Consider the following 4,963-nt stretch of genomic DNA (forward strand, 5'->3'; position numbering starts at 1 on the left):
ATGCAAAAGCATATGGTAGAAAAAGAATCACTTGTATGATCAAAGATAACATCATGAAGATCACTGATGGTCTTTTTGTAAAAGTATTCTACGAAACAGCGAAAAAGTACCCTGAAATTCAAGCGGATGACTGGATTATCGATATCGGTATGGCTAAACTTGTAGATGCTCCAGAAGACTTCGATATGGTTCTTATGCCTAACCTTTATGGTGATGTTGCTACTGATATTCTTGGATTAATGACAGGTTCAGTTGGTATCGCTCCAGGTGCGAATGTTGGTTCTGATATAGCAATGTATGAAGCAATCCACGGTTCAGCTCCACGTCACGCTGGTCAAAACAAAGCGAATCCATCTGGACTTTTACTTTCAGGTGTGATGATGATGGTACAAGTGGGTCAACCAGAAGTAGCTGAAAAAGTTCACAATGCATGGCTCAAAACGATCGAAGATGGTATCGTAACGTATGACCTTGCTAGAAAGCTTAAAGCTCAAGGTAGAGACTATACAGAAGTGGGAACGAAAGAGTTCGCTGATGCAGTGATCGAGAGACTTGGTCAAAAACCATCAACACTAGAAGCTGTAAAATATGACAAAGCGATCAAAATCAAAAAACCTGAGCTTACAAATGTAAGAGACACAAAAATGAATCTTATCGGTTGTGATATCTTTACTAAAGACGACTGTGACTCAAATACAATTGGTGATAAGCTAGTTGAGCTTACTGAAGGTACTAACATAGCACTTAAAATGATCTCTAACCGTGGTCAAAAAGTCTATCCAAATGGTCACCCAGAGACTTTCTTAACTGACCACTGGAGATGTCGTTTCTACGCGAAAAACCAAGGTGACGTAATCACAAATGGTGACATCACGGATATGATGAACAGAATTGATGAAGCAGGTATTGAAGTGATTAAAACTGAAAATCTTTATGCATTTGAAGATGGTGAGCGTGCTTACTCTCTAGGACAAGGCGAGTAACCAACAGCCTAAAATGGATTAAACTTGAAACCCTCTACCTATTAGAGGGTGAAAGAGTTTCCAGCTTAGGTTAAAGTCAATAACCTATATCTCCCCTCTATTGCACTGAGGGAAGAGCTTCATACCGAACTAATCAATGAGATTAACGGTGTTTTTTGATATTGCGATCATTACGAGATAGTTAAATTCACCCCTAAATTTTTTTCGCATTTTCCTTGTAGCATTCATACCCTTTGACGACATTAAAAATGGCTGAAGTCAAGTGAGTTAGCTCCTCTTTTGTTATAACAAACGGAGGCATAATATAGACGAGATTTAAAAACGGCCTCACCCAGACACCTTCTCTTATAAATGCCGGAGTCATAAAATCTAAGTCAACCTCTTCATTTAACTCTACAACGCCAATCGCCCCAAGAATACGAACTTCTTTTACTATTGTAAGCGCTTCACATTTTCTCAGCTCTTTATTTAACTGTGTTTGAATGTTTTGTATTCTCTCTTTCCATGGAGAATTGAGTAGTAGTTCGAGAGAAGCATTTGCAACTGCGCAAGCTAAAGGGTTTGCCATAAAAGTTGGTCCATGCATAAGCACATTTCCATTTGCTTCAACACCCTGCATCACTTTTTTACTTGTGAGTGTTGCTGCAAGTGACATATATCCACCGGTAAGTGCCTTACCGATACATAAAATATCTGGGGAAATATTAGCATGCTCGTAGGCAAATAATTTTCCTGTTCTACCAAACCCTGTAGCTACCTCATCAAGGATCAACAAAACATCATACTCATCACATAAAGCCCTTACAGATTTTAAGAATGAAGGGGAATAGATGTTCATACCCCCCGCACCTTGAACTATAGGCTCAATAATGACTGCAGCTATCTCTTTGTGGTTTTGCTCCAACTTCGATGCAAAATCGGAAATGTATTTCTCATCCCACTTTGCACCATAAGGACATTCCGGAGAATCTGCAAATATATTTTTATGTAGAATCCCTTCAAATGCTGAGTGCATTCCTGTAATAGGGTCACATACACTCATTGCTCCAAACGTATCACCATGATATCCTTTGGAGAATGCTAGAATTTTTCTTTTTTGGCTGTTTCCTTGAGAGTTCCAATACTGAAATGCCATTTTCAAAGCAACCTCAACGGAAACAGAACCTGAGTCACTAAAAAACACCCTCTCCAAAGATCTATCAGTAATTTCAATAAGTTTTTTTGCTAGATTTATTGCTGGTTCATGTGTAATTCCCCCAAACATAACATGAGACATTTTTGTAATCTGCTCTACAGCAGCAGCATTTAAAGACTCTACATTATAGCCATGAATGACTGACCACCATGATGACATTGCATCTATTATTTTCTTTCCATCTTCTAGCTCAAGGTATACTCCCTTAGCTGATTTTACAAATGTCATATTTGATAATGGATTTGAGGGTGCATAAGGATGGAGAACATGCTCTCTATCGTACTCTAACATAAAATTTATCCTTATATTTTTTTAGATTATATCTCTAAATTATACAATCTTTCTTCTAGCAACTTTATGAAGAGTTAAATGCCTATGACAATCGTTTTGCAGGATGATGTTAAACTACATGTACTGAATTAATGAAGTCCATCTTTCAAAACCTTATAAAATATGTTAGATTATAAGGCTATGAAAACAATCAAGGAGAGTAGAACAAAATATTTACTATACTGTACTCCATCCTCATTCTAGATTTTCATCTAATGATCCATATAATGAATATGGATCTTTCCATTGAATCTAAAGGGTGCTCAATCGAAGTAATCCAGTGCAAAAATAGTGATTTCACTTGTAATTTTTTGCTGTATCGGTTGATAGCACTCATAACGTATATCGCAGTTCTTTGCTATTCGTATTTTTGTGTTTACTATTATTGCTTTTCGACCTTAATTGCAATCATTTCAGTTATCTGAAATACTACTTGCTCACCAATCTTATGTTTACTTAAGTCGATATCATCACGTACAGCAATTGTTTTTGTTTCTCCATCTTTGAATTGAATGGTTGCTGTACGTTTCTCCTGATCAATTTCTACGACTTTCGCAGTCACTATAACAGTTTCACCTATTATACCACCTGGTTTCTCACCTTTAGGCGCAGTAGCTACAATTCCAGCAGCTCCTTCTTCGGTAGATACATTCTGTTTGTTGACTGAAACAATCAACTCTTTCGCCACAGTAGCACTAACCATATCATCAACTTTGATCTGATCAAAATTAACAGCTTCCTTCCCTATGGAAACAGTGATCTCTTTACCATCTGTTCTTAAAAGTTTAAGCTTGCGGTTTTCAGCATCAATAGCGATTACTTTTGCGCTCACATCAATAGTCTCAAGAACACTCAACCCTGCCACGCCTTCTTCAACTGAAACCTGAAGACTTTCCTCTACAGGGTATACCGCCACAGGAGATCCCATAATCAATACTAAACTACTGGCTACCATCATTGTAAACTTTTTATGTTGACTTCTCATTTTTTTCCTTTTGTAATGAACTGTATACATCTTGTATAGATGTATATCTAATATATAGTATATCACGGGTTTTTAATATTTGATATCCATAAATGGCAAATCTATTTTATGATACAGTTGAATAGCATCTACTTGGTCTATATATTTAATGAATGACATAACGTTAGGTGAGAGTTTTACATACAAATAGTATGCAGAAGCAGACATTGGTGTTTTTTGGTTATGAAAGAATGAAAGCGTGAAGAGTCTCATAGTTACCTATAAATAGCCTATAAAAAAATTTTAGTTTGGAAGTTTTTTTGAAGGTATAGGTGTATTATCAACTAATAAAGGTACAAAGACCCTTCAAAAAAACACTTTCTGAGACAATTAATATGTATGTTTGATGTGATTGTGGAAGGTTATCTTGAAGTTGACATTATGAGACATATAGCACTGTCTATTTATCAAAAAAGGTAAGAAAATGGCTACAAGAGAAAACCTTATATTATTATATATTTTATAAGGTTTTGTAGAAGTGTTTTTAATGAACACGAGGATTTAGTCAGGCTTATCTATCATTATGGTAAATGGTAAGAGCTTAGCCTAATATTGCGTGATAGATGTAGCTTCAAAATGAATATCGTTTCCAATTTGCATTTCATATGCGAGAAGGTTCAGATCTGTGTCTATTTTAGAGATACTTTCTACTACAAGTGTCTCTCCATTAATATAAGTTTTTGATGTGCTAACAAGAAGAGCAGTATTGTCTCCACCATCCTGAAGTTCAAAGTATACTACCATGGTTACACCATCCGTACATGATAAAGGAACTATATCTGAGACATAACCTATAGTTGCATCGGTTGGGACAGGAGTCGGTGTATGCCCATCTACAATTTCACAATTTCTAGAAGGACCCTCTATGGTATAAATATTACCTAAATATGTTCCCGTGTATGAGGTTTCAAAAGTAACTCCACCGGGATAAGTTAAAGAAAGTTCATTTAGATGCATATCTAAGGGGGTTCCAAGATAGTCCTCACTACCTATATATTCACTAAAGTATGTTACTAAAATATCTACATCATCTACAGTACCTTCTGCTCTAAAAAATGACTTGTCAATAAATGTTCTTAAGTCATATCCTATGGGTGTTGGATTTGCAGATACGCCTCCGTCATCAGATGAGGACCCACCCCCTCCACATCCAATGACAAATAACATAAATAAAACCGATAGACCTGATAATAGCTTTTTCATTTTCTGTTCCTTTAAGATGTACCTTTTATATTATATCACGTTTGGATAGGCATTTGTATCACCCTAAAGTCACTTTATATACAACCATGATTCTATGAAGATCAAAACCTTATAATCTAACATAGAATATAAGGTTATTCGCTATAGCGGTATGTAAGGTTTTAGAAAAGTTAGGTTTTACTGAATTAGTAAGTGTCTAGCCTCTACCAGTGTCTGTATTCAAGATGA

Annotated in this window: 5 protein-coding genes; 1 reads left to right on the forward strand and 4 read right to left on the reverse strand. The window is 36.0% G+C overall.

What is annotated here, in order from left to right; genetic code table 11:
- Nucleotides 1-983, forward strand: a 983-nt coding sequence (locus tag WBM70_RS08515) for an isocitrate/isopropylmalate family dehydrogenase (RefSeq protein WP_424558080.1), incomplete at its 5' end; no start/stop codon positions are given.
- A gap of 193 nt (nt 984-1,176) precedes the next feature.
- On the opposite strand, the gene bioA is transcribed toward WBM70_RS08515, so the two are convergent.
- The 4 genes from bioA to WBM70_RS08535 form a co-directional block, all read right to left on the reverse strand.
- Nucleotides 1,177-2,469, reverse strand: coding sequence for an adenosylmethionine--8-amino-7-oxononanoate transaminase (gene bioA, locus WBM70_RS08520; protein WP_424558081.1), 1,293 nt, complete (start codon nt 2,467-2,469; stop codon nt 1,177-1,179).
- A 421-nt stretch (nt 2,470-2,890) separates the two neighbouring features.
- Nucleotides 2,891-3,493: a hypothetical protein gene (locus WBM70_RS08525; protein ID WP_424558082.1), complete on the reverse strand. Its 603-nt coding sequence runs from the start codon at nt 3,491-3,493 to the stop codon at nt 2,891-2,893.
- Between the two features lie 72 nt (nt 3,494-3,565).
- The gene (locus WBM70_RS08530; RefSeq protein ID WP_424558083.1) at nt 3,566-3,745 is read right to left on the reverse strand and encodes a hypothetical protein; all 180 of its coding nucleotides are present in this window, start codon (nt 3,743-3,745) and stop codon (nt 3,566-3,568) included.
- A gap of 333 nt (nt 3,746-4,078) precedes the next feature.
- Complete coding sequence (locus WBM70_RS08535; RefSeq protein ID WP_424558084.1) at nt 4,079-4,735, reverse strand: hypothetical protein; 657 nt, start codon at nt 4,733-4,735, stop codon at nt 4,079-4,081.
- Nucleotides 4,736-4,963: the final 228 nt, after the last annotated feature.

It is taken from the genome of Sulfurovum sp. (assembly GCF_049668085.1).
Taxonomy (GTDB): domain Bacteria; phylum Campylobacterota; class Campylobacteria; order Campylobacterales; family Sulfurovaceae; genus Sulfurovum.